Raw genomic sequence first — 21040 nt, forward strand, 5'->3', positions numbered from 1 at the left:
TTGTGTCACCTTTTATCTTAATTTTTTTTAATATATCCTTTTTCTAAACATTCATTTACTACAAAATTAATAATTTCTTTAAATTCCTCTGGTCCTTCTTTTAATGTAATTTCATTTCTTTTATATACTTGCTCTGCTGATATACCATGTTCCTTCCAACTTCCTCCACCAACTGCATAATTTAAAATAAGCGGTTGAAGTCTATCCAGCATTGCTCCATATTTTGCTTCTTTTGTTTGGCATTCTTCAAATTCTTCCCATAATCCTTTAAACTCTTTATATTGATCTTCTGATAAAATTCCAAACAATTTTTCTGCTGCAGCTCTTTCTCTCTCTTCTTTATCTTCATAACCTTTTTCATCAAAAGCAAAAGTATCTCCAGCATATATTTCAACCAAGTCATGTACTAATACCATTTTCATAACTTTTGTTATATCAATATCATCATCTACATATTCTGATAATAAAAATGCCATAATTGCTAAATGCCAAGAATGTTCCGCATCATTTTCACGTCTGCTACCACTAGCTATATAAGTCATTCTAATAATTTCTTTTACCTTATCAATCTCTATAATAAAATCTAATTGTTTCTTAAGTTTATCATTAATCATTAGTAACACCATCCTTTTTTATTATATTATATCTTAATTAATCACTATTTCAAAAGTTATAATTCTTTACCTTGACTGATTCTTTTACTTCTAGTATGCTATCTATATTTATAAAAATAAATTTATGGGAAGTGTTATTTATGAAAGAAAAAAACTCTTTAATCGAAGTAATGAATTCAAGACATTCAATTCGCTCATATGATTCAACATATGAAATCCCTAGAGAAAAAATAATAGAAATGCTACAAGAAGCTGCAACTGCACCATCATCACATAATTTGCAATCTTGGAGATTTATTATTATAGATGATGAAGAAGAAAAAAAAGCGTTACGTAAAATTGCATGGAATCAAGAACAAGTTGAAACTGCATCAGCAACTATTGCAATCATTGGAGATGTTCATGCTTATGAAAAAGCAAAAGATATTGCTTCTAAATCAATTTCTGAAGGATTGATGACAGAAGAAATCGGTAAAAATTATGTTGATACAGTTATGAAATTATATCCAAATGTACCAGAAGAAACACTTAAAAACTTATGTTACATTGACGGTGGATTAATTGCAATGCAATTTATGTTAATAGCCAAAGCTAATGACTTTGATACTGTATGTATGGGAGGTTTTGATTCAGCAGCATTTTCTAAGTATTATAACTTACCAAAACACTATGTTCCATTAGTTTTAATATCTGTTGGAAAAGCAGCTACGGCTCCTCATGGTTCAACACGTTTAAATATTGAAGACTTATTATTAAATAAATAATATTGCCTAATTAAAATAAAGGAGGTGTCGCATTAACAAATGAAAAGTTGTTAGAGTGATACCTCCTTTTATTATGACACGAGACAGGGCACAGGTTAGATGGCACAAGTGATGTATTTAGTGCATATATAAAACTGTTATACTTAAGTGTTGTTTTTTACAAATCATAAGCTTCTATTTCAAGCTATATGAAGGTACAACCTTCATTAGCCCCCGTAATATTTATATATCAAATACAAATATCTTAAGGAAACTATCTTGTTCTATACACAAAATTATTACACTTAAAATTTCAGAAATTCCCCAAAGGAAATTTCATCTACCACTGTGCACTGAAAACTGTACCTTGTGCCTTCATACTTGTGCCCTGACATTCTATTTTGCTGAAAAAACTGCCGCACTCTGATCTGACTACCTTGTGCGACAGCCCGTTAACTACATTATTCCATGAAAAATTGCCTATTATCTTATTTTTTTATTAAATATAATTATTTTCCGGGAAATATTCATACTATATATATTAAACTCCTAATTATATTCATTTATTTTATCTTTGTATTCCATAATCATAACTTTTATAAATTCTTTTATATCATCATTAATATCATATTCTAATAAAAACTCTTCTGAAACTTTAATCGATGCTAAAAGTACTTCTTTTGCTTTGTCTTTTAGCTTTTCTTCCCCACCTTTTTTTAGAGAGTTTTTTAATTCATATACTGTTTCTGAAAATCTACTTTTTATCCCAGCACTATAAGGTACTTTGCTTCCCAACTCTTCTAATTTCTTCTCACATCTTAATTTTTGTTCTATATATAACTTTTCTGTACTGGTTAATAAATCTCTTATTTCTCCGTATTCACAATTGCTAGATAAAAACTTAAAAGTATCTATACCTAAGTATAACCCTTTCATATATTCTCTTAAGGGACTTTTCATAAAAATTCCTCCCTTCTATAATTTTATATTACCTTCTATACTTATTAATATATAATGTTTTTTATAAAAATACAATTAACTACATAATCATAAAATTTACTTTAATATAGATTTATAAATAAAAAAGTATCGTCTAACAAATTTAAATTCGCTAATACGATACCACCAATAAAAATTACATTCTATTTTTCGCAACAAAAAGTAGAACACGCTGTCTCTTCACAACATTCTGCCCTATTTCCTGATATCTCTACTCCTGATGCATGACAATTACAATTTTCATTATAAATACAATTTTCAGCTTTACATGTAATATCTACTTCATAATTAGGTACAACTGCTGAATTAGTAAATGAACCATTTTTTTCACAAAAACTGCTACAACAAGTTGCTTCTGACTCTGTAGCTCTTTCACCACTTACATCTATAGAACTTATACAACAACAATTTTCATTATTGTAATTGCAATTTTTAACACCACATATTAAACTTGGCATAACTTTTAACCTCCTATAACTGTTTCTTATGATAGTTTTCCTAAAATCATATTTACTATTCAAATTTTTTCTTTAGCTACTTCAATTCGTAGTTTTTTTACTGTAACAAATAAATCTATAATTATATATATAAATAGAATCGGAACAATAATAAACCAAAATCTAAACTGCACTAAAAATAATTTATTAATTAAAGGTTCAACATATCTTACAGTGATAAAACTTAAAAGTGTCCAATATAACGAAAACTTTAAACAGACAAAACCATTAATATTAAACCTCATATCAGAATAATCCCAATAAGATTTATTAAAAATAGCTTTTAAAAGATATCCGCTTATGTACTCTACTATAGATGGTACAAAAAAGCATAAAGGTATCATTACAATTAAATTCCACCTTAATATGTACCTAAAAAAAACTAACATAGTCATTGCTATACCATACATAGGCTTAAATGGTCCCAAAAGAAAACCATCTTCTTTAAATCTTTTTTCCGTACAGTAACAATAAACTTCTTCTATTATCCATCCAAAAAATGAATAAACAATAAAATTAAATATTAAATAAAAAGATAAATCCATTAATCTGCACCACTTTCTATTATAAGGTAATATTAGTATGAACATAATTAATGGATTTATTTATCATAAGTATTTAATTTTCTTTAATAATGAACTTCTTTTAAACATAATCCTTTTGCTTGTGCTATAGGACCTGATTCTGATCTCTTCTTTTCTTCTAATATTCTTTTAACATCAGAAGGCTTCATATGCCCCATTCCAACTTCTAAAAGTGTACCTACAATTATTCTTACCATATTCCATAAGAAACCATTTCCATCCACTTCGATTTCGATCATATCACCAGTTTTATTTATACTAATATATTTTATATGTCTCTCTGTTGATTTTGTCTTTGGCTTTTGACTAGTGAAACTTTGAAAATCATGAGTACCTACAAGATATTTTGCCCCTTCTCTCATAGCATCTAAATTAAGCTTAACACTAGTATGGTAAGCATACTTTCTATTAAATACATTTCTAACTTCAGCATTGTTTATTCTATATACATAAGTTTTACCTTTTGCATTATATCTAGCATGAAATCTCTCTGTTGTATCTTTAATAGACTTTACCACTATATCTTCTGGTAAAAATTCATATAAATAGTCCATCATAGTTTCTACTGATAATTCTGACTCAGTATGAAAGTTAGCTATGTAGTTTTCAGCATGAACTCCCGCATCAGTTCTTCCGCATCCTATTACTTGTATCTCTTCCCCTGTCATTCTTTTAAGAACATTCTCTATCTTCCATTGGATTGTAGATTCTCCTTCTTTTTGTCTTTGCCATCCTTTATATCTACCACCATCATATTGTATTGTCATTTTTAAATTTCTCATATAATCATTCACCTTTGCCTTAGTATTTCTATAGTCCATTATATACTTAATACACTATTTAAAAAAGGATTATTAAAATATCTTTATTTATACAAATAATATAATGTTATAATTATATTATTATAATTACACAAAAATACAATAAAGGAGATTTGTTATTATGAAGAAGCTTTTCTACATAGATCCTTACATAAAAGAATTTACTGCTGAAATATTAGAAATAAAAGAAATAGACAATAAATTTCATGTTGTTTTAGATCAAACTGCTTTTTTCCCTGGTGGTGGTGGTCAATGTGGCGATTTAGGCTTTATAGAAAATCATAAAGTTATCGATGTTTATGAAGCTGATGGCACTATCTATCATGTAGTAGAAACAAAGCCAATAAAAATTCACAAAGTTAAATGTTCTATAGATTGGGATAGACGTTTCGATGGAATGCAACAACATTTGGGTCAACATGTCCTTTCAGGCTGCTTCTACAAACTTTTTAATGCCAATACCTTTGCAATACATCTAGGTACAGAAATAAGCACTGTAGATATAGAAGGAACCCTTACTGAAGAACAAGTAAGAGAAGCTGAAAAATATGCTAACGAAGTTATATCTGAAGGTTTAACTGTTGAATTTCTTATTCCTACTAAAAAGGAATTAAAGTCATTAACACTAAGAAGAGCATTACCTAATACAAAAGAAGATATCTCTGTAGTAAAAATCGGCGACTTAGATATTAACGCTTGCTGTGGTGTACATCCACGTAACACTAGAGATCTTAGAATGATTAAAATAAAAAAATACGAAAAACATAAGCAAGGAACTCGTATTGAATTTTTATCTGGAAATCGAGCTGTTGCCGATTCTCTAAAAAAAGATAACTTTGCCAATATAATATGTAAATATCTAAATTGTAATGAAGACGAAGTTATAAATGGAATAAAAAATCTAAATGCATCATTAAAAGATGCCTTAGATGAAAATAAAAAAATTAAAAATCAATTAGCTACTTATGAAATAAAAGAACTTATTAACGAAGCTGATACTATTGATAATATGAAAGTATTAAAAAAGATTTACACCGATGAAACTGTTAAATATGTAAACACTGTAATATCTAAAGTCGTTGAAAATGATAATATGGTAACACTTATGGCCGTAGTTTCTGGCGATAAAGTAAATCTTATATTCGCTTGCTCTAAAAACTTAAAAAATGTTAAAGTTAATGAAATTCTTAAAGACGCCATTACACTAATTGATGGTCGTGGAGGCGGAAGTCCATTCCTAGCACAAGGCGGTGGAAAAAATAATGGCAATCTTGAAAATGCACTAAATTATGCTTTTAATAAATTAAAAAAATAATTTTATAAATATAAAAGGAGTTATCCTATTAACAAATGAAAATTCGTCAAAGTGATAACTCCTTTTATTGTAAATAACATATTTAACATATCTATATTTTAAGTTCATATATCACACTATTATACTTAAGTGTTGTTTTTTTGCTATAACTAAATTAGTACATATGCCTTGAGTAAACATAGGTTTTCTTAAACTATATGAAAGTATAACTTTCATTAGCTCATCTATACCTCTCTTAGTTATATATTATTCTGCATCCTCTTCTTCTTCTTCTTCAACAGCATTATTTCCGTCTACTTTGGCTAATACAACATCACTATTAGTTACTAGCTTCATACCTTCTACAAGGTTTAAATCTCCAGCTACTACAGTATCACCATAATTTAAAGCAGATACATCAAATTCTATATTTTCTGGGAACTTATCTGCTTCTCCATATAATTCTACTTCTGATAAAAATGTTTCTAAGAATAACTTTTTAGATTCTAGTACACCTTCTCCTGTGTATACTACTGGAATTTTTAATTTTATATTTTCATCTTTATTTACATATTGAAAGTCAATATGTATTACTTTACCATAATTATCTTTTTGTAATTCTTTTACTACACAATTTTCTGTAGTTCCATTTAAATTTAAAGACAATATAGAACTTTTAGCACAAGTTAATAGCTTGTCTACTTCTTTTCTTGTTAGCTTTGCTGAGATAGGTTTTTCAAGATGTTCTCCATAAAGAACACAAGGAATTTCTCCATTTCTTCTTACTGCCTTACCACTTTCATTTCTCTCACTAATATTGAACGCTACATTTGTCATAATAATGCCTTCTTTCAACTATTGTATTCAATTAAATTATACCACTCTAGCATTAATAACTCATATCAGACATTTTGTAAAATTATGCAATAAAAGCTTCTAACAATTAATCAGAAGCTTTTATCTCTATCAATATTATTTTTATTTGGTTTTATTTACATTTCCTACATTAAATCCTTATAATGATTCACTATAATCTTCTATAAATCCTTCTCCTAGTACCTCTCTAACATCAGCTATTGTAATAAATGCTTTTTCATCTATTGACTTCACTAAATTTCTTAATTGTGTTATCTCCTTTTGAGATACTACTACAAATAACATCTCTTTGTCTTTTTTAGAATACATTCCCCTTGCTTTTAATCCAGTAGCTCCTCTTGGAATCTTTTCCATTACTTCCTTCGCTATCTCTTCTGTCTTATCTGTCATTATAAAAGCTACTTTTGAATAATGCATACCTTCTAAGATTACACTTATAACTTTTGATGTTACTAAAACTGCTAAAATAGCATACATTCCATTTCTAGGTCCAAAAATAAAAAATCCACTTAAAATTATAACTCCATCAATTATTAACATTAATTGTTGTATTGGAAAGTATGGAAATTTGAATTTAATTATAGATGCTAAAGTATCTGTCCCTCCAGTAGTAGCAGATACCTTTAATACAAGTCCAAGACCTGCCCCAACAAAGGCTCCCCCAAATATTGAACATAAAAATAGATCACTATTTACATTAAAAATATTAGGAATGTATTCTGTATACCATAATGCTAATGATAAAAATACTACACCATAAAGTGTCTTTTTCATAAAATTGAATCCTCTTTGTTTAAATATAATCAAAAATAATGGTATATTTAACACAAAAGTAGTTACTGATAATGGTATACCATACCCTATTATATTTTCACTTACAGTCTTTACAACTATAGAAAACCCTGATAATCCACCAGTTACTAATCCTACCGGTTCCAAAAACCAATTTACTCCTAAGGCCAAAACAGTTGTTCCTATAACTATCATGAATAATTCATATAATTTCTTCAAATATATATCCTCCTAACTCTTTTGTAACAAAAATATTATAATTGCATATCTGCATTTTTACTATTATCAATATTGAGTATGCACTTATTTCTTAACACTAAAACCCTGATATATAGCGACATCACAAATATTTAAAAAATTATTATAATTTTTTTCACATTATCAGTATTGATAATATAATCACTTCTGCTATAATGATACTATAATAACTTAACGGAGGATTTTCTATGGAGAAAATAGCACTAATCACAGATAGTATTTGTGATTTATCAAAAGATATAATAAAAAAGTATGATATAAAAGTTTTACCATTAAAAATTATTTATAAAAATAGAGAATATATTGATGGCGTAGATATATGCGCTGAAGATGTTTATGCTAAATTAAAAATTGAAATTCCTACAACTTCAATGCCTTCCGTAGGAGAAGTTGAAGATTTATATGAAAAATTAGTTGCTGAAGGATATACTCATGTTATTGGTACTTGTATTTCATCTGGATTGTCTGGTACATTTAATAACTTAAATTTTGTAGCTGAAGATTTTAGTGACAAAATCAAATCATATATAATTGATTCATTATCTATTTCTAAGGCTGAAGGTGAATTAATGGTAGTTGCTGGTGAAATGATTGAACAAGGTAAATCATTTGATGAAATCATAAAAGTATTACCAAAATGTCGTGACAACATCAAATGCTTCTTTACTTTCGGTACCCTTGAATACTTAAAAAAAGGTGGTCGTATAGGTAAAATATCTGGTACAATAGGTGAACTCTTAAACTTAAAACCAATAGTATCTATTGATCCTAAAGATGGTAAATACTATACTTATGACAAAGTTAGAGGTGATAAAAATGCATTTAATAAACTAGTTTCTATTGCCACTGACCTTATTAATGAAGGCCCTTGTAAAGTTAAAGTTCTTCATGGTGATGCACTTCCTAAAGCAGAACGTTTATATGAAATTTTAGGAAAGTTACCTAATGTAAAATCAATCGAACTAGGCGTTTTAAGTGCAGTTGCTGGTGTCCATTCTGGTCCTGGATTCTTAGCTTTTGGAGTAATAAAAGATTTTGAATACTAAGATGTCTCCTGAAGATATAAAAAAAGAAGAGAAACGACTATATGAAGAATATAAAGCAAAACTTTCAGAACTAAAGAAAGTAAAAAAGGAACATGATGCTGTAGGAAGTATCTTTACCAAAGGACTTCTTCCTATATATGTTCTATATATTCTTTCTCTTCAACCAACCAACGGGAATGATATTGCAAACAAAATCGGCGAAAGAACTAATGGACTTTGGACGCCAAGTACTGGTGGTATATATCCACTATTAAAGAAATTAGAAAAAGAAGGCTTAATAGAAGGCAAATGGGACAATCCTAAAAAGAAGGTTCAAAAAATTTATGGATTAACTTCTTTAGGTAAAGAAGAATTTGCTCATAGAAAAGAACTATTAAAAGATAAAATGTTAGAATCTCTACAAGTGTTTAATCTCGTATACGAAGATTTATATAATGATATTAAATAAGAAGCTGTCGCTATAACGATAAATTTCGTAAGCGACAACTTCTTTTCAATACACACAGTATAATTTATAAAATTCTCAACATTAAACATGAATTATTCCATACTAAAAACTATAATATCTTCTCCTCAAGAGTTACACTTATTCTCTTTCATTTCCTTATATCTATCCATAAACTTTTCAAACAAATCTTTGTATTTAGTTATTTTAAATACATATTCTTCTGCTGTACCTTCATCTAACGACTCTAAGAGTTTTAAATCCATTGGTAGTTCAGCTATTAAAGGAATACCAAAATACTTTTCATACTGTTCTATAGTTTTATTAGAAAACAATTTTATTTTTTCACCACAACAAGTACAAGTTACATAAGCCATATTTTCAACTAGCCCAATCATAGGTATAGATAACTTTTCAGCCATATTTATAACTTTCTTAACAATAACTGATACCATATCTTGAGGTGTTCCAACTACTAATAATCCATCAATAGGGAAAGTATTCATTATAGTAATAGATATACCTCCAGTTCCTGGTGGCATATCTATTATTAGATAATCTAAATCCCCCCATTTTGTATCTGTATACATTTGTTTTAGAACTTTATGCAACACAGATGATGTCCATATAACAGGATCATCTTCCTTATCTACAAGTAAATTTAAAGACATTATCTTTAATCCTAAAGTAGTAATTACCGGTTCAAATACAGCATCCCCTGTATATGGTTCTGGGTTTATCAATGATCTTTTTTCATTAACACCAAAAAATCGTGGAATAGATGGACCTGTTACATCAGCATCTAATATTCCAACTTCATGTCCTGCCTTCCTAAGCTCTGTTGCTAACAAACCTGATACTGTTGATTTTCCAACTCCACCTTTACCAGAAATCACCGCTATAATATTTTTTATTGTACCAAATTTAATATTACATATATCTCTTTTTATTTTTTTACTATTATTGCAAGATTCACAACCTACCATATAATCCCCCTTTATATATAGTATAAAACATTATTACTGAATAACTATTGTAATTATGATAAGTTTTACTTTTGAAATAACCCCATTATATATATTACCATAAAATGTAACATCTTTCTATATCTCTACTTTTAAAATCCTTTCGGTTCACTATCTGTTATATCTGTAACCCACTTACCTCCAGAATTATTGCTGACACTATAATAAACCTTTTCCTCATTTGTTCCCCTATTATGGAATGTAATTATAGCTTTATATATTGATACATATTTTCCTGATGAAGTATCAGTTCTAAATCCTGTAGTTTTTACACTCATAGTAATTTGACCCTCATTTTTAGATGTTTCTACAATTTCTAAGTCCTTCATCTTCTTTTTATAACCTTCTAACTCAATAGATGTAATATACTTTTGTATAGTAACATCATCATTCAAGTTTAAAGTAACTTTATCTTTTGTTTTTGTATCTTCTCTGAATTTATTTAAAGAGCCTCTTATAACTCCATAATAATATACTTCATCAAAATCTTTAGGCTTTCTTATATCCTCAAAATAGTTGAATACTTCAGAATCTAATCTTGAAGAAACATTGTAAAATTTATTTTTACTATAAAAATTTCCTCCATCATTTGGATTCCCTATTACATAATTAAATTTTTCAACACTTCCATCTGATTTTTCAATTTCAATATTATAATCTGGAACATACTCACTTTTTGATTTTACACCTTTTGAAGATGATAATATTTTATAGAATCCTTGTAACTTTACTTGATCAGAAATAACAAATGTATATCCTTTATCTCTTGTATTTTGTATCTTAATCTCAGTAACCATGCCATCTTTTATGTAATCAAAATCAGAATTCGTCCAACCAATTTTATTTGTCATCGCACAACCATTTAAAAATATCGTCATAAATATTAATACTATCGATATGATTTTTTTCAATTAGATCCCCTCTTTATGCTTTAATCTTTTAATTTTATCTAAATTAAAAATTATTAATCCAATAATTACAACTCCTATACTTATAACTTGTGAAGTAGATAGTGTTCCAACAAAACCCCTTTCTAAGTCACCTCTAAAAAACTCTATTATAAATCTTCCTATACTATATAAAATCATATATGCACCAACAACTTTTCCTGATTTATATTCTGCATTTTTCTTTTCTAATAAACATGAATACCATATCAAAATCCCTGCTAATATAAAGTCAAAAATAGAACTAAATATTTGAGTTGGTAATAATTTCACTTCATTAGGTGCAATAAAAGAATTGTGAAAAATTATTCCTATTGCAGAATCTGTAGTTCTTCCATAACAACATCCTGCAAGCAAACATCCTATTCTACCAAATCCTTGACCTATTGCTAAACTAGCAACTGCTAAATCCCCTACCTCAAGAGGATTATATTTATACCTTTTACACATCAATATAAATATTAAGAATCCACCTATAATACCACCATAAACAACAAACCCTTGTGAAAAAGTTTTTACTATCTCAACTGGATTAAGTAGTGCCTTTGGATTATCTATTATAATATATAATAGCTTTGAAGATAAAAATCCTCCAATTATTGAAAATACAGTAATATTAAAAAGATTACCTTCATTGTATCCCTTTTTCTTGCCTCTATATGCAAATAAACAGTATGCTACTATAACACCAATTAAAATCATAGTACCATATCCTGCAATTTTAAATTTACCTAGCTCTAATAAAAACGGCTTCATTATAATTTCCATCATCAAAAACTTAAAATAGTTTTGATATATCCTTTCTATCTTTTTTTATCATTTTATCTATATATTACTCCCTTATTATATCATATTTTAGCATTGTTCTATGAAAATATAAATCTCTTAAGAAAACTATCTTATTCTATACATAAAATTATCCTATTTAAAATCTCAGAAATTCCCTCAAGGGGAATTTCCTCCATCACTGTGCACCGATATATGGTTGTGCCTTGACATTCTATTTTGATGAAAAAACTGCCGCACTCTGATATGACTTCTTTGTGCGACAGACTCTATAAATTTTTTTACAAATAAAAAATACATTTGTAAATTGCTAAAAGAGCTTTTGCTTACGAATACAAATTCGCAATTGCAAAAGCTCAAATTTACTATTATTCCTTTTTAGCTGGAACACAAACTGTGGCATCTTTAAAGTCATAGAACATAATCCAATATCCCGGATCCTTATCTCCTTCTTTTCCTTTTTCCATAGGAAGCCACATAACATACCCTGTCTTTCCGCCATATGGTTGATCATATGGATGTTTAGTTCCAGGTACTGCATATAACATATATTTTAAATTATCATTTTCATCTAATTTGTATCCAAATAAATAATGACCATACTTGCAGATATATGGATAATTATTAACCATTGGATAATAAATCATAGAATATTTTCTATAATCAGTTATATAATATAAATCATCAAGAGTTTTTACTCGAATCTTATACCATTTACACTTTTTTATTTCAGGCATTATATATTCCACTTCTTCTAATCCAGATACTAAATATTCAAAAAACTCACCACTGGCTCCCCTAAAGAATGATTTACCTAAATTTTCTTTTATAGTACCTTCATATGCATCAAAATTTATATCATTAGATTTCATGCTATTTGTATTTTCAGTATTTGATGTTGTTCCCACACTTTGAGTATTTTCACCTTTACTACCATTTTCCTCTGCTGTCTCTTCTTCCTTAACTTCTTGCAAATCATTTTGAGGATTAACTATGTCATCAGTAGAATAACTTTCTTCTTCTTTCTTTTCATGCTTTCTATCTTCACACTCAACTTTTTTTTCTTCTTCACACGGCTCTACTTTATTTTCAACCTTACATTCTTGTTCTTCTACCTTTTTTATTTCTTTTGGCTTTTCAATAACTTTAGTTTCTTTCGCTTGCTCTTGTGATGTATATTCTTTTTGTTCTTTTACAAGCTTATATTTTGTCCAATCTTCTGGTATATCTTTTATAGAAAATCCACACATAATACCATCTATATTATTACCATCTACCTTAGCTATGGCAGCACCGATAACTTTATCAATACTTATATCATAACTTGACAAGTTATCCATAGACTTCTCTATGTTAATTTCACATTTTCCGTTACTATCTATCTTAGCTTTACCTAAATCAATAGCTTTACCATCATTTTTATCTCCACTTAATAAAAGCATTTTATAATCTTCTGCTATTGGTTTTAAATTTTGTACATAAAAACAAATCTTACATTTGGTATTTTTAATTTCTAATTTTACATAACCATTTGGAATCTTATCAGCAGATATCCCAAGATTCTTTTTCATTTCCTGTAAAATTATAAATACTCTACTATATGTTTTTTTATGGGTCATAGCAATCCCCCCTACCTCTTTATATTTTTACACTGGTATATATATATTATTTACTATTATTTAATATTCTACCAACTGCAAAAATGTTACATACTTAGAATGCTATATACTAACTATATTGCTTAAACTCTGTGTTATATATTGTATAAAAAAAACTGTCCCACTTATTTGTGTGACAGTCTCATAATTAACCTTTTATTTTTGAATTTATAGCATTAGCTAAATCTGCAAACTCTTGTATTGTAAGTGTTTCGCCTCTTCTTTTTTGATCTATTCCAGAATCATTAAAAGCTTCTTCCAACTTTTCTTTATCTAACCCTATGTTTTTCATTCCATTCCATAAAGTTTTTCTTCTCATATTAAAAGAATCTCTTATAACCCTAAAGAATAGTCTTTCATCTTCTACTTCTACCCTTGGTTTTTCTAACCTATCTAATCTAATAACAATAGAATCTACCTTTGGTCTAGGTATAAAACACATAGGTGGCACCTTCATTATAATTTTTGTATCACAATAATATTGTACTAGTAATGATAATGATCCGTAATCCTTACAATTTGGATCGCTATTCATTCTCTCAGCTACTTCCTTTTGAATCATAACTGTAATTGACTTAAATTTATATTTTGCATTTAATAAGTTTGTTATTATTGGTGTAGTAACATAGTAAGGTAAATTAGCTACTACTTTTACATTTTCATTTTCTTCAATGATTTTATTAAAATCAACTTTCATAGCATCTTTATGAATAAGTTCAAAATTATCATGATCCTTTAACTCTTCAGTTAATATAGGTATTAAATCACTGTCTATTTCAATAGCAATTACTTTTTTAGCTCTTTTTAAGAGTTCCTTTGTTAAAGTTCCTACTCCTGGTCCAATTTCGATTACTGTATCTTCTGATGATACTTCTGCACCTGCTACAATCTGATCTATAACATTATGATCTATTAAAAAGTTTTGACCCAAACTTTTAGTAAACTTAAAACCATATTTTTTTACTACATCTGCAGTATCTATTACATCTTTACGTTGATTCATACTTCCTCCAATGTCTCTTATATTTATTACTTTGATAATTGTTTCTCTATCTTATCCATAGCGTTAACAAATTCTTCTTCTTTTATATTAAAATTATTAAGCCTCTTTACCATTTGAGATCCATTACAGTATCCAACACCTAATATCTTGCCTAATAATTGTCTTCTTTCTTTAGCCTTAGTATCTCCAACAAGCTTATAATACACTAAGTGATTTGCTGTAAATACTTCTCTCTTCTCTTCTATAACTGCTTTTGCTTTACTTAATGCTTCTCTTATTGATTCTGGTGATGCATTTTCTACACCTATATCTCCATCCTTTGTTCCTTCTTCTCTAGATATATATGCATGTTTTACACCTTCAACTCGCTTTGATATGATTCTTCTTATTTTTTCTCCAGCGAAATCTGGATCAGTTAAAATTATAACGCCTTTTCTTTTTTGAGCTTCTTTTATTTTATCTATGGTATTTTTATTTATTCCAAAACCACTTACAGCTATTACTTCAGCATCTACTGCTGCTTTTACTGCTGTTACATCGTCACGACCTTCCACAACAATAATTTCTTTGATCATATACTCAACTCCATGTCTAATGTATTTATCCTCTTTTAATATCTTTTTAATACTGAATTAGTATAATACTTTTATATTAATTTGTAAAATATAGAATGTCATCTGTAATCCGTATTACTTCTTATTCTTATTGTAAAGTAAAAGAACTATTTATGCTACAGAGATTCTATACTTTAAATTTTACACACCGTTTATACCCTGATTATTGCCCATTTACAATAAAAAAAGAGTTATCATTAACAAATTCCAATTCGTTAATGATAACTCTTTACTCGTTTACTCTAATATGTAAACGTCAACATTCCTGGACCCCCAAGAGTAACATTCCTTTACAGAATTAAAGTAAACATCTACCTTATTGCCTTTTATAGCAGATCCTGTATCACAAGCTATTGCATAACCATATCCTTCTATATATAGTTTTGTTCCTAACGGTATAACCCTTGGATCTACCGCAACGGTACTTGTACCATTTGGATCTCTAGTCGCTTTCATACCACTAGCAGTGATTCCTGAAACACCTTTATCACTACTTGAATATGCAGTTGATTTCATAGTCATTTTTGATTTGTAAGGAATATTTCCACCTCTAGATGGAACATTTACTGTTGGAACAACTTTTTCCTTTGTTCCATAAGCAATTTTTTCGTTGGTTGGCTCCTCTATAACTTTCTCCCCTATCACTGAAGTTGCTATAACATTTCCATCTTCTGTTGTAACTTCTGTAGTGACTTCTTTAATACCAGCCTTACCAGCAACAACTACTTTCTCTTTATCGCCCTTATACATATTCTCATCGACTACTTTTTCTGTGCTAAACGGTATTTCCGCTTGAGTTACCTCATTTTTTTTCTCAATTCTCTTGATAATAACTTTCATATTTGCAGTTATCTTTGTATCAAGAGTAGGCTCAATCTTATCTTGTTCCCTAATTGCAGAAATCTTTTCTGATTGTAACTTCTTGGACATACTTTTAGATTCTATCAAATCCTTGACGCTATCTGCTGCACTTTTTATCACCACGGTCTTACCGTCGACTATTAAATCTAAACTCACGGCTCTTTTTATTTTAATAGTTTGTCCATTTTTTATCTCCGAATTCAACTTCGGCTTGACACTATCTTCTGTCCCTAGTTTTATGTCTATGTCACTAATTACATCTTCTACTTTCCCTTTATAAGTTGTAACTTTCGTTGTTGATCCATCAACATCGATATAAACAGTCTTCTTAAAGCTTATTCCGGTAAAAACTAATCCTACCGATAAAACTATACTGATCACTGCCATAGGCTTTTTGAAAAAACCTTTAAAGTCTATTTTCATACTTTACCTCCTCTGGCAAATGCGTCGTGTCTATTATATCCATAACTTCCCTATTTGTCAAATTTGCCATACTTTTTTGATATGGATATAGCACATAATAGCCTTGCACCATATTGTATTGGTGGTATGAGACTTCGCTTTATAAGGTATTACCATAATACTCTACCAAACGTTGTTTGTAAATTTTTGGGAATTACGTAAGGCTATATTAGCTACCTCTTCCTCACTTATACTCTTGATTTCTGCTATTTTCTTAATAACTTCTGAAATATACATAGAGTTATTTCTTTCTCCCCTATGAGGTACAGGAGCCATATAAGGACAATCTGTTTCAAGAAGCAAATGCTCCATAGGAATTTCTTTAACTACTTCCACAAGCTTTCTTGCATTCTTAAAAGTTACCACTCCACCAATTCCTAACATATATCCTATTTTAACACATTTTCGAGCAATTTCAACACTTCCTGAAAAACAATGTATAATTCCACTTACTTCTACAAATTCTTCCAAAATTTTTAAAGCATCTTCGTGAGCATCTCTAATATGCACTATTACTGGCTTTGACAGCTCTTTCGCTAATTCCAATTGCGCTGTAAATGCATTTTTTTGTATTTCTCTAGATGGATTATCGTCGTAATAATAATCAAGTCCTATTTCTCCAATTGCAACAATTTTTTCATTTTTTGCAGCATCTCTCAAGTTTTCAATCGTTTTTTCATTTATTTCATCAGCAGAACATGGATGTACTCCTACAGCTCCATAAAACATAGGATATTTTTTAGTAAGTTCTATAGTTGTTTTAACACTTTTCATATCTGCAGCACAATTAATTACCCCTACTACATCATTTTCTATAATTGTTTTTATTAATTCCTCTCTATCATTATCAAAAGCCTCATCATCATAATGACTATGTGTATCAAATATTTTCATAACATCCTCCTAAAAAAAATTCCCCACTATCATGTGAGGATTGAAATAATATGTAAATTATGCGAAAGTTTTTTCATATTCTTTCATTACTAATGAAAGTTCTTTATCATCTTCAATAGCTATAAGTTCATCTTTACCTTCAGAATTTGTAACTACCTTGTAAACATATGCATCATCTTCATTTCCAACTGGTGCTAATAATATGTATTTCTTTCCTTTAACAATAACTGTTTCTATTAACTCTAAATCTACTTTTTCTCCATCTTCAGTCATGAAACTAACAATGTTTGATTTTTCGTTACATTCCTCTTCGCATCCGCAATTATCTGATTTCATTATTTCTTTATCCATCTAAGATTCTCCTTGTATTTCCTATATTATATTTATAATAACATATCAAAGCTACGGAATGAAATCCTTTTTAAGATAATTCCTTAAAAAACTATAAGATATATTAAATTCTGGACTTCCTGAAGCATATGGTGCTATTTCATAGCTTTGAAAATAAATAACTAATCCTTTATCGTTAAAATAAAAATTATTTTCATTAAATCCTGTATATTTTTCCACTGTATCCTCAAAATATTTTGCTGGTTCCTTCTTTATTTCACTTATTATATATTTGTTAATTAGAGACCTATAATCTACCTTATCTAAAAATAAATCTCCTATTGTTAAAAAATTTTGACTTTCATTAATTCCACCAGAATTAGGCACATATATGTTGATTGACTTTTTTGTGGTTAATCCATGTGCTCCTCCATAATATTCATAATAATATACAATCAAACTAAATATTTTTTTGTTATTAGTTACAGTATAATACACCTCAGCTTCACTATTGTCTCCACCTTTGGCATTCTCTATAAAACCATCTCTAAATCTAAAAATATCTTTAGAAATAGCTTCATTTATAGCATTTTGCTTTTTTGTATCCTTAAGTCCAGTTATCTTTGGAATATGAATTCTAAATTTATATTCTAGTTTATTTTCTTCATTTACTATATCCTTTATAACTAAGGGTTTTTCATCATTTATCATAATATTTTGTGATGCATTTGCACATTCTCCACTTAACAACATCACTCCATTACCATATCTACAAAAAGATATTATACTTGTTAACGCCATAAAAATTCCAAGCATCATAGTTATCGCTTTTTTCACACTTATCACCTCTTCCCATAGTCATTTTTTATTGTTTGTATTTAGTGTTACTTTTATACAAAATCAGTACACAGTTGTTGATTAAATTCCATTTGGTTAACTTTGGAATAGAAGCCTCTAATTTATAAAAAACAACACTTAAGTATAATAGTTTTATATATTCACTAAATACATAATAAATACAATTGTAATTCGCCATCCGCAGGAGTATAATATTTTCCTTTAGGGAAAATTAACCTTACTTTTGCCATGTGCCATCTAACCTGTACCATGTCTTCTATCATAATAAAAGGAGGTATTGCTAACAAATTTTCATTTGTTAGCAATACCTCCATCTTCCTTCATATTATATAGTAAATTATCTTACTACTGATCCTGTTTCAAGTTTTCCTGGATCTACCACAAATAACTCTTTATCATCATCTGATGATGCTGCAAGAATCATACCTTGAGATAATTCCCCTCTTAATTTAACTGGTTTTAAGTTTGCTACAAGAACAACATTTTTTCCTACTAATTCTTCTGGTTTATAATACTGAGATATGCCAGAAACAACTTGACGTTCTTCTCCACCTAAATCAACTTTAAGTTTTAATAACTTTTTAGCTCCTTTAATTGGTTCACAAGCTAATACCTTAACAACTCTTAAGTCGATTTTTTCAAAGTCATCTATAGTTATTTCTTCTTTTATAGGCTTAATTTCTCTCTTTGGTGCTGCTTCTGCTTTCATTGCTGCTAACTCTTCAAGTTTCTTCTCTACATCTATTCTTGGGAATATAACTTCACCTTTTTTTAACTTAGTACCTACTTTTACACCATCAAAAGATTTTAATGATTCGTAAGAAACATTTTCAAACTTCAATTGTTCTTTTATTTTACTTGCTGTATTAGGTAAAAATGCTTCAAGTTCTACAGTTACAAATCTTAATGCTTCTAAAAGATTATATAAAACTGTTGCTAATCTTTCTTTCTTAGATTCATCTTTTCCTAAAATCCAAGGAGTTGTTTCATCTATATACTTATTAGCTCTTCTTACAACTGTCCATATTTCATCTAATGCTTCTGGTATCTTGAATGCATTCATTGCATTTTCTACTTTTTCTGGCATTGATAAAACAACATTTTTTAATTCCTTATCAAATTCTTCTTCTTCTGAAGAAGGTGCTAATACTTCTCCACCAAAATACTTAATTATCATTGCTGAAGTTCTTGATACTAAGTTTCCTAAATCATTAGCAAGATCTGAATTAAACTTATTCATAAATATCTCACTATTGTATAATCCATCACTTCCAAATGGTATTTCATGAAGTAAATAATATCTAACAGCGTCACATCCAAATTCATTAACTAATAAAACTGGATCTACTACATTTCCTTTTGATTTACTCATCTTTCCACCATCAACAAGAAGCCATCCATGACCAAATACTTGTTTTGGCAGTGGTTCTCCAAGAGCCATTAAAATTATTGGCCAATATATAGTATGGAATCTTAAAATATCTTTTCCAATTAAATGCACATCTGCTGGCCAGAACTTTTTATATAATTCGTCATTATCACTACCATATCCAAGAGCAGATATATAGTTAGATAATGCATCTATCCATACATATACAACATGACCTGGATCAAATTCTACCGGAATCCCCCATGAGAATGAAGTTCTTGATATACATAAATCTTGAAGACCTGGTCTTAAGAAATTATTTAACATTTCATTTTTTCTTGATTCTGGTTGTATAAATTCTGGATGAGTTTCTATATACTCAATAAGTCTATCTGCATATTTTGACATCTTAAAGAAGTATGACTCTTCCTTAGTTTTTTCTACTGGTCTACCACAATCTGGACAGTTTCCATTTACTAATTGAGTATCTGTAAAAAATGATTCACATGGAGTACAGTACCATCCTTCATATGATCCCTTATAAATGTCCCCTTGATCATATAACTTTTTAAATATTTTTTGTACTGTCTTTACATGATAATCATCAGTAGTTCTTATAAATTTATCATAGCTTATGTCCATCATCTTCCATAAGTCTTTAATTCCTGCAACTATTTCATCAACAAAAGCTTTAGGCTTCATATTTTTCGCTTCCGCTCTTTGTTGTATCTTTTGACCATGCTCATCAGTTCCAGTTAAGAACATAACATCATAGCCTGTTAATCTCTTATATCTAGCAAGTGCATCTGCTGCTACTGTTGTATAAGTATTACCTATATGTAGCTTATCAGATGGATAATATATAGGTGTTGTGATATAAAAGTTCTTTTTACACATAATAATTCCTCCATTTTATAAAAAATAAAAAGCCTCTAAATAAGTATATACTTATTTAGAGGCGTTAAACCGCGCTACCACTCTAATTCCTAAACTAGTTACCTAGTATTAGCTCTGTAAGTGAATATTTCACTTTGTACGTAACGTGTACCACGTATTTTCCTACTATAAATAATCATTGTTCAGAAAATCTGCTTCAAGACCATCTTCATAATTACTCTACCACTACTTTCCACCACCCGTAGCTCTCTTTAGGTTTCATAACTACTACTCTTCTTTTCATAGCATTTGCTTTTCATATATTTCATAATAGTGTATGTATTTTGTTTTGTCAATATACCCTTTTTTCTTAAGACTGTCCTTCAGT

The 21040-nt window shown here is 28.9% G+C and carries 22 protein-coding genes and 1 other annotated feature; of the genes, 4 read left to right on the forward strand and 18 right to left on the reverse strand.

The window, feature by feature from the left end:
• Window positions 1-17: 17 nt before the first annotated feature.
• Window positions 18-614 carry an HD domain-containing protein gene (locus tag KQI30_RS05590; RefSeq protein WP_216462268.1) on the reverse strand — a complete coding sequence of 199 codons (597 nt, stop codon included), beginning with the start codon at window positions 612-614 and terminating at the stop codon, window positions 18-20.
• A 140-nt stretch (window positions 615-754) separates the two neighbouring features.
• Between KQI30_RS05590 and KQI30_RS05595 the strand changes: the two genes are divergently transcribed.
• Window positions 755-1378, forward strand: coding sequence for a nitroreductase family protein (locus KQI30_RS05595; RefSeq protein WP_216462270.1), 624 nt, complete (start codon window positions 755-757; stop codon window positions 1376-1378).
• Between the two features lie 528 nt (window positions 1379-1906).
• Here the strand turns inward: KQI30_RS05595 and KQI30_RS05600 are convergent.
• From KQI30_RS05600 to truA, 4 genes are all read right to left on the reverse strand, one after another.
• A complete protein-coding gene (locus tag KQI30_RS05600) occupies window positions 1907-2317 on the reverse strand; it encodes a hypothetical protein (RefSeq protein WP_216462272.1) in 411 nt (136 codons plus the stop codon).
• A gap of 182 nt (window positions 2318-2499) precedes the next feature.
• Window positions 2500-2814: a DUF1540 domain-containing protein gene (locus tag KQI30_RS05605; RefSeq protein WP_216462274.1), complete on the reverse strand. Its 315-nt coding sequence runs from the start codon at window positions 2812-2814 to the stop codon at window positions 2500-2502.
• Between the two features lie 59 nt (window positions 2815-2873).
• Window positions 2874-3398, reverse strand: coding sequence for a putative ABC transporter permease (locus KQI30_RS05610; RefSeq protein ID WP_216462275.1), 525 nt, complete (start codon window positions 3396-3398; stop codon window positions 2874-2876).
• An 83-nt stretch (window positions 3399-3481) separates the two neighbouring features.
• A complete protein-coding gene (gene truA, locus KQI30_RS05615; RefSeq protein WP_216462277.1) occupies window positions 3482-4219 on the reverse strand; it encodes a tRNA pseudouridine(38-40) synthase TruA in 738 nt (245 codons plus the stop codon).
• Between the two features lie 160 nt (window positions 4220-4379).
• Between truA and KQI30_RS05620 the strand changes: the two genes are divergently transcribed.
• Complete coding sequence (locus tag KQI30_RS05620) at window positions 4380-5573, forward strand: DHHA1 domain-containing protein (RefSeq protein WP_216462279.1); 1194 nt, start codon at window positions 4380-4382, stop codon at window positions 5571-5573.
• A 246-nt stretch (window positions 5574-5819) separates the two neighbouring features.
• On the opposite strand, the gene KQI30_RS05625 is transcribed toward KQI30_RS05620, so the two are convergent.
• Both KQI30_RS05625 and KQI30_RS05630 read right to left on the reverse strand, forming a co-directional pair.
• Window positions 5820-6389: a 50S ribosomal protein L25 gene (locus KQI30_RS05625; RefSeq protein WP_216462280.1), complete on the reverse strand. Its 570-nt coding sequence runs from the start codon at window positions 6387-6389 to the stop codon at window positions 5820-5822.
• A gap of 177 nt (window positions 6390-6566) precedes the next feature.
• Complete coding sequence (locus KQI30_RS05630; RefSeq protein ID WP_253287396.1) at window positions 6567-7439, reverse strand: YitT family protein; 873 nt, start codon at window positions 7437-7439, stop codon at window positions 6567-6569.
• Window positions 7440-7666: 227 nt separating this feature from the next.
• Between KQI30_RS05630 and KQI30_RS05635 the strand changes: the two genes are divergently transcribed.
• On the forward strand, window positions 7667-8524 hold the full coding sequence (locus KQI30_RS05635; RefSeq protein WP_216462281.1) for a DegV family protein: 858 nt from the start codon (window positions 7667-7669) through the stop codon (window positions 8522-8524).
• A 1-nt stretch (window position 8525) separates the two neighbouring features.
• On the forward strand, window positions 8526-8972 hold the full coding sequence (locus KQI30_RS05640; protein WP_216462323.1) for a PadR family transcriptional regulator: 447 nt from the start codon (window positions 8526-8528) through the stop codon (window positions 8970-8972).
• Between the two features lie 125 nt (window positions 8973-9097).
• On the opposite strand, the gene KQI30_RS05645 is transcribed toward KQI30_RS05640, so the two are convergent.
• From KQI30_RS05645 to metG, 11 genes are all read right to left on the reverse strand, one after another.
• Window positions 9098-9955 carry an Mrp/NBP35 family ATP-binding protein gene (locus tag KQI30_RS05645; protein ID WP_216462282.1) on the reverse strand — a complete coding sequence of 286 codons (858 nt, stop codon included), beginning with the start codon at window positions 9953-9955 and terminating at the stop codon, window positions 9098-9100.
• Between the two features lie 131 nt (window positions 9956-10086).
• Window positions 10087-10905: a hypothetical protein gene (locus KQI30_RS05650; RefSeq protein WP_216462283.1), complete on the reverse strand. Its 819-nt coding sequence runs from the start codon at window positions 10903-10905 to the stop codon at window positions 10087-10089.
• Complete coding sequence (locus tag KQI30_RS05655) at window positions 10906-11697, reverse strand: prolipoprotein diacylglyceryl transferase (RefSeq protein WP_216462284.1); 792 nt, start codon at window positions 11695-11697, stop codon at window positions 10906-10908. It lies immediately after the preceding gene.
• Window positions 11698-12095: 398 nt separating this feature from the next.
• Window positions 12096-13346 carry a hypothetical protein gene (locus tag KQI30_RS05660; protein ID WP_216462285.1) on the reverse strand — a complete coding sequence of 417 codons (1251 nt, stop codon included), beginning with the start codon at window positions 13344-13346 and terminating at the stop codon, window positions 12096-12098.
• A 187-nt stretch (window positions 13347-13533) separates the two neighbouring features.
• On the reverse strand, window positions 13534-14367 hold the full coding sequence (gene rsmA, locus KQI30_RS05665) for a 16S rRNA (adenine(1518)-N(6)/adenine(1519)-N(6))-dimethyltransferase RsmA (protein WP_216462324.1): 834 nt from the start codon (window positions 14365-14367) through the stop codon (window positions 13534-13536).
• Window positions 14368-14414: 47 nt separating this feature from the next.
• The gene (gene rnmV, locus KQI30_RS05670; protein ID WP_216462286.1) at window positions 14415-14963 is read right to left on the reverse strand and encodes a ribonuclease M5; all 549 of its coding nucleotides are present in this window, start codon (window positions 14961-14963) and stop codon (window positions 14415-14417) included.
• A 276-nt stretch (window positions 14964-15239) separates the two neighbouring features.
• On the reverse strand, window positions 15240-16286 hold the full coding sequence (locus tag KQI30_RS05675) for a 3D domain-containing protein (protein WP_216462287.1): 1047 nt from the start codon (window positions 16284-16286) through the stop codon (window positions 15240-15242).
• A 162-nt stretch (window positions 16287-16448) separates the two neighbouring features.
• Window positions 16449-17219, reverse strand: coding sequence for a TatD family hydrolase (locus tag KQI30_RS05680; protein ID WP_216462288.1), 771 nt, complete (start codon window positions 17217-17219; stop codon window positions 16449-16451).
• A gap of 57 nt (window positions 17220-17276) precedes the next feature.
• Window positions 17277-17570: a DUF1292 domain-containing protein gene (locus KQI30_RS05685; RefSeq protein WP_216462289.1), complete on the reverse strand. Its 294-nt coding sequence runs from the start codon at window positions 17568-17570 to the stop codon at window positions 17277-17279.
• A gap of 51 nt (window positions 17571-17621) precedes the next feature.
• Window positions 17622-18386, reverse strand: a complete 765-nt coding sequence (locus KQI30_RS05690) for a DUF3298 and DUF4163 domain-containing protein (protein ID WP_216462291.1) — start codon at window positions 18384-18386, stop codon at window positions 17622-17624.
• 358 nt (window positions 18387-18744) lie between these two features.
• Entirely contained in the window at window positions 18745-20673 is a 1929-nt protein-coding gene (gene metG / locus KQI30_RS05695; protein WP_216462292.1) for a methionine--tRNA ligase, read from the reverse strand.
• 54 nt (window positions 20674-20727) lie between these two features.
• Window positions 20728-20965: a binding site (T-box leader), on the reverse strand.
• Window positions 20966-21040: the final 75 nt, after the last annotated feature.

The sequence above is a fragment of the Clostridium bornimense genome (assembly GCF_018917145.1).
Classification (GTDB): domain Bacteria; phylum Bacillota; class Clostridia; order Clostridiales; family Clostridiaceae; genus Clostridium_AN; species Clostridium_AN bornimense_A.